Origin of the sequence: Microcystis sp. M_QC_C_20170808_M9Col, from assembly GCF_007095495.1 — a bacterium.
GTDB classification, from domain to species: domain Bacteria; phylum Cyanobacteriota; class Cyanobacteriia; order Cyanobacteriales; family Microcystaceae; genus Microcystis; species Microcystis aeruginosa.
Genome location: NZ_SFBZ01000276.1, coordinates 1 through 4,941, shown reverse-complemented (window position 1 = coordinate 4,941; position 4,941 = coordinate 1). Strand labels below are relative to the sequence as shown.

The window sequence follows — 4,941 nt, the reverse complement described above, 5'->3', positions numbered from 1 at the left end:
CAATATTCTAACGTTACTAAAACTTGTTCTTCTATAGATAGTTTAGGTTTCGGTCCCCTTTTAGATGGTGAATTAGAGTCGGCTTCAACACTTTTTACTGATTCTACCATCTTTCTATATGTTTGTTTATACACACCGAAACGGCGTTTGAACTGTTCAGCTGATAAGTTTTGATAATCCATATTTTTGCTAATAAACATAGCAAAAGTATAGATGATACTAAATCCCGTTATTAAAGACTGATTATCTATTCCTCCTTTTGCCTATCCTCATAAGTAGCCTATACTCAACGGATTTAGGATGATTTCCTGACCTAAGATCACATTTTATTCTTTTTTCCACTTCCATCTAAAAATTGAGAAAAAAGCCAAACCCTCGATTATACAATAAAAAAATTATGCAAGAGGTCTAGTGAAGTCGCTGGTTTCGCTCTACTCTTTATGGGGCAAGTCTTTCAACCGATTTTACTCCTGCACTCCCGAAAAATTGAGCGAACGATGAGTCCTGACTCGGAGAATACTGACAGCTTTCTTTTGCCTTTGGCCTTTTTACTTGCTATAAAGTAGGTTTATTGAAGAAGTGGAGGGAATCATCATCCTATGGCGATAATGACAAAATCATTTAGACAAAGACTGGCAGAGATTTTCGGGTTAGACCTGCGATCGCTGGCTTTATTTCGCATTGCCTTGGCGTTAGTGGTTTTAGTAGATTTATCGGTTCGTTTTAGCCAAGTAACTGCCCATTACAGCGGATTGGGGGTTTTACCCCTAGGAAGCTTATCGAAAGTCTCTGCTAGTCCTTTTTACTGGTCTATTTTTGCTCTCAGTGACTCGGTGCTGGTGCAGAGTATCCTGTTTATTGTCGCTATAGCGATCGCATTATTGCTTTTAATTGGCTATCATACCCGTTTAGCCACGATCGCCACTTGGGCGCTAATCGTCTCTTTACATCATCGCAACCCCCTGTTACTATTTGCCGCCGATGACGTAATCCGGGCAGTATTATTCTGGGCGATGTTTTTACCCCTTGGTGCCTGTTATTCCGTGGAAAGTGCCTTAAACACCAATCCCAACCCCTTACCCAAGCGTGTGGTTTCGGCTGCCACGGTCGCTTTTATGATACAGGTGTGTTACATCTATATGTGGTCAGTGGTCTTTAAACTCAAAAGTGAGACTTGGTGGCCCGACGGTACAGCCGTTTATTACTCTCTTAGTTACGATCAATACGCTACCGCTTTGGGGAGTTTTTTACTGACTTTACCGCAGCAATTCCTCAAATTCCTGACAATTTCAGCCCTAGGCTTTGAATGGTTCGGTCCGCTATTGATGTTTGTTCCCTTTCGCAATAGTTTATTTAAAATAATCGCCGTAGTTTCCTTTATTTTCTTGCATACGGTTTTTGCACTGATTCTACATTTAGGGGTTTTCCCTTTCTTGAGTGTTACCTATTGGTTGCCGATCATCCCTAGCTTAGTCTGGGATTGGGGACAAAAACGGATGAGAAACCCAGAAAGAGAAGGTTTAAGGATTAATTATGATCGAGATTGTGGATTTTGCAAAAAAGTTGTTCATCTTCTCCGCACGTTTCTCATTTTACCCGGCACTCCCCTGTTAGTCGCTCAGGATAACCCCTCAATATACGAGGATATGGTGGCCCAAAATTCTTGGGTGGTGGAAGATTGGCAGGGAAAACGTCGGTTTAAATGGTCAGCAGTGGTTTATATTGTCAGTCTTTCGCCAATTTTCTGGTTTTTAGCGCCAATTTTGCGTTTACCGCCTCTTATGGCCGTGGGAACGAGAATTTATGAGTGGATTGCCTCCCATCGTCGTTTTATGGGCAATTTCACCAAACCTCTCAAGTTTCGTCCCCTGACGATTAAATCCTCTTTACCTTTAAATATTTTGGTAATTTTCTTCTTCTTGTTGACCAGTATCTGGAATTTACGCAGTTTTGTCCGGCAATCGGTCGATAGAGGCGATTTAAATACACCTCTAATTAAGTCTCTTGATCGCTTGCTCACCCGTCGTACTTTTAATACAATTGATATTCTGGCAAGAGTTACCCGTTTAGACCAATATTGGACTATTTTTTCCCCTAGTCCCCCTCGCGATGATGCTTGGTTTGTGGCAGTCAGTCAATTAGCCGATGGTTCCACGGTAGATTTATTTAGAGAAGGACAGCCGGTAATTTGGGATAAACCCACGGATAGCGATCGCAATCGTTTGTATAAAACCATGCAGTGGCGGGTATATTTTATTAATCTTAATCGAGCTATCGGTCGGTCAGTTTATGGAGAGTTTGGTCAGTATCTCTGTCAAAACTGGAATCAGCAGCACGGTAGTGATCAACAAATTAAATCCCTGCAACTTTATATCATGCGGGAAAGGACTGTCCCCCCCGGAGAAAAACAGGGAATCGAAAAAGAACTACTCTGGCAGCAAAACTGTCTTTAATCAGTTATCAGTTATCAGTCATCAGTTATTAGCCGGATAAAAGTTACATTGTTATCTTTCTCAGACAAATGGCTAATTAGTTAAACAACAAATAACTAAAATCTGATTGCTTCTTTTTCCCTTTCAAACTAACTACCGCTAAACCTTAAACATCACTGGAACCGCTCTGGAGACTAGCGAGGGATCTTTCAAAATTCATTCTCTGTTCAGCATTGCGGAGAAAGTAACCACTCATCATTGCTGAGGCCAATAACCGGCCCAGATGTTCGCGACTGGTACTGATAGTGACCCCGAAATGTTCCGAAGGAAGGTTGCCCAAAAGTCCGATAATGTTGCGTTCCATCACTTGGAAAACCTCTTGGGACTCCGGTTTCGAGAGTTGGGCGATTGTTTCTGGACTTAAGGTCTGGACATACTGCCACAAACTCTCGGAAAATTCACTATCGGTACCGAATAAATTGTGAGGGCGATCGTTTTCTCTATACACCTTTGATCTCCTTAACTCAATTTTTTTAAATTATCCTTTTGGTTCTTCCAATTGGGAGCATTTCACCTTTGTAACTCCTAAATCAGGTTTTGTGTCAAGCTATTTTGAAAGCCTTGCTAGAAACCAGTTTTAGGGACAAGTATAATTACTCGCTTGCATAAATGAGATGCTCCCTTCCAATTTAACAGTTTTTTGAGATAGTGGCAGTCGGTAGAACCGAACCCGAAGGTGATGGTAATCCCAAGCAGAAAATCCATCTCTGGCAAAAATCAAAAACTGCTCCGAGAAGCAGATAACCGATCACTGTTCACCGATAACTTTTATTTACCCATACCTAACTGCTGGGCCTTTTGATAGACTTTACCCTCCGTCAGCAGCGAGGGGGCAATCACCACTTCCACCTGTTGCATTTCCTTTAAGTTCTTAGCACCCAAAGTTCCCATACTGGTTTTCAGCGCCCCCAAGAGGTTATGAGTACCATCATCTAATTTTGCTGGTCCTACGAGGATTTCGGCAATAGTTCCGGTACTGCCCACACTAATTCGGGTCCCCCGGGGTAGAACCGGGCTAGGTGTGGCCATACCCCAGTGAAAACCGCGGCCAGGGGCCTCCACGGACCGGGCAATGGGAGAACCAATCATCACCGCGTCGGCGCCACAGGCGATACATTTGCAGATATCACCGCCGGTAATAATGCCGCCATCGGCAATAACGGGGACGTATTTACCGGTTTCTTGGAAAAAATCGTCCCTAGCGGCGGCACAATCGGCCACAGCAGTGGCTTGGGGAACTCCCACTCCTAAAACGCCGCGAGAAGTACAGGCAGCCCCGGGACCGATACCGACCAAAACCCCGGCTGCCCCGGTTTTCATCAGGTTAAGGGCGACTTCGTAGGTGACGCAATTGCCCAAAACCACGGGAATGGGCATTTCTTGGCACAATTGCACTAAATCGAGGGGGGTGATAGCTTCCGGGGATAAATGGGCAGTGGAAACAACGGTTGCTTGGACAAAGAGAATATCGGCCGCTGCTTGGGCGACGATAGCACCATATTTGACGGCACCGGCAGGGGTGAGGCTAACTGCCGCAATACCGCCTTTTTCTTGAATTTCTTGGATACGAAGCTCGATTAGTTGCGGTTTAATCGGTTCTGCGTAGAGTTCCTGCATTAAACCGACGAATTCTGCTTTGCCGACTGCGGTAATGCGATCGAGAATCGGGTTAGGATCCTCGTAACGGGTTTGAATACCTTCGAGGTTTAGTACCCCTAGCGCCCCCAACTCGGAGAGAAGGACGGCCATTTTAGTATCCACCACCCCATCCATAGCGCTGGCGATAATCGGGATTTCCCGCTCGATATTGCCGAGAGACCAACGGGTATCGGCTAAACTAGGATCGAGGGTTCGCACTCCGGGTACAAGTGCGATTTCATCGATACCGTAAGCTCTACGGGCTGTTTTGCCCCGACCAATAATTGTATCCACTTTTCTATACTATTTCAGACCTATTTAGCCTAGACTAGCAAATTTCGCACCATCTCGAAAAGCTTTTCGGTATTATGGCAAACTAGGCATCGGGAAAATAATCGCCACAGTCGATCGCTTGTTCGGTGTTGGCGCTCCTGGGTTGTACACTACATTTGAGGCGATAATCGTTGGTAAAGTAGCGGCAGTGGGAGCAAGGGATGGAGTGCATCCGTCGGGCAACTTGCCAACTATCGCGCACGGCACTGGCTAAAGACCAGCAAACTAAAGCGATAATGGCAGCGGCGATTGAAAAACGTAAAATAATCCAGATTTCCATGGCGAGCAACTAAAATTACCTGATTTGAATAGGAATCAACTGAGGCAATCGGCAGAGGGTTAGATACTGAACAGTTTACTTACCGAAATTTTGGGTTAAAGCCCCGTCCTTTTAGGACGGCTTTTTAAACTATATCTTGTTAACTTAACTTTTATTGTGCTATACTGATTTTGTCTAAGTCCCCCCTGCGTAAAATGT

At 44.5% G+C, this 4,941-nt stretch carries 4 protein-coding genes and 1 pseudogene; 1 reads left to right on the top strand and 4 read right to left on the bottom strand.

All coding sequences use genetic code 11. The features are described 5' to 3' along the window. A pseudogene (locus EWV68_RS17485) lies at positions 1–200 on the bottom strand (IS5/IS1182 family transposase); the annotation flags it as partial. Positions 201–599: 399 nt separating this feature from the next. Between EWV68_RS17485 and EWV68_RS17480 the strand changes: the two are divergent. After that, entirely contained in the window at positions 600–2,453 is a 1,854-nt protein-coding gene (locus EWV68_RS17480) for a hypothetical protein (RefSeq protein WP_287170533.1), read from the top strand. A 145-nt stretch (positions 2,454–2,598) separates the two neighbouring features. Here EWV68_RS17480 and EWV68_RS17475 read toward each other — a convergent pair whose 3' ends face one another. The 3 genes from EWV68_RS17475 to EWV68_RS17465 all read right to left on the bottom strand — a co-directional run bounded on the left by EWV68_RS17475 (position 2,599) and on the right by EWV68_RS17465 (position 4,743). Further along, the gene (locus EWV68_RS17475; RefSeq protein WP_287170532.1) at positions 2,599–2,940 is read right to left on the bottom strand and encodes a DUF760 domain-containing protein; all 342 of its coding nucleotides are present in this window, start codon (positions 2,938–2,940) and stop codon (positions 2,599–2,601) included. Positions 2,941–3,260: 320 nt separating this feature from the next. Beyond that, the gene (locus EWV68_RS17470; RefSeq protein ID WP_002796238.1) at positions 3,261–4,424 is read right to left on the bottom strand and encodes a GuaB3 family IMP dehydrogenase-related protein; all 1,164 of its coding nucleotides are present in this window, start codon (positions 4,422–4,424) and stop codon (positions 3,261–3,263) included. Between the two features lie 82 nt (positions 4,425–4,506). Further along, on the bottom strand, positions 4,507–4,743 hold the full coding sequence (locus EWV68_RS17465) for a hypothetical protein (protein ID WP_043996943.1): 237 nt from the start codon (positions 4,741–4,743) through the stop codon (positions 4,507–4,509). Positions 4,744–4,941 lie beyond the last annotated feature (198 nt).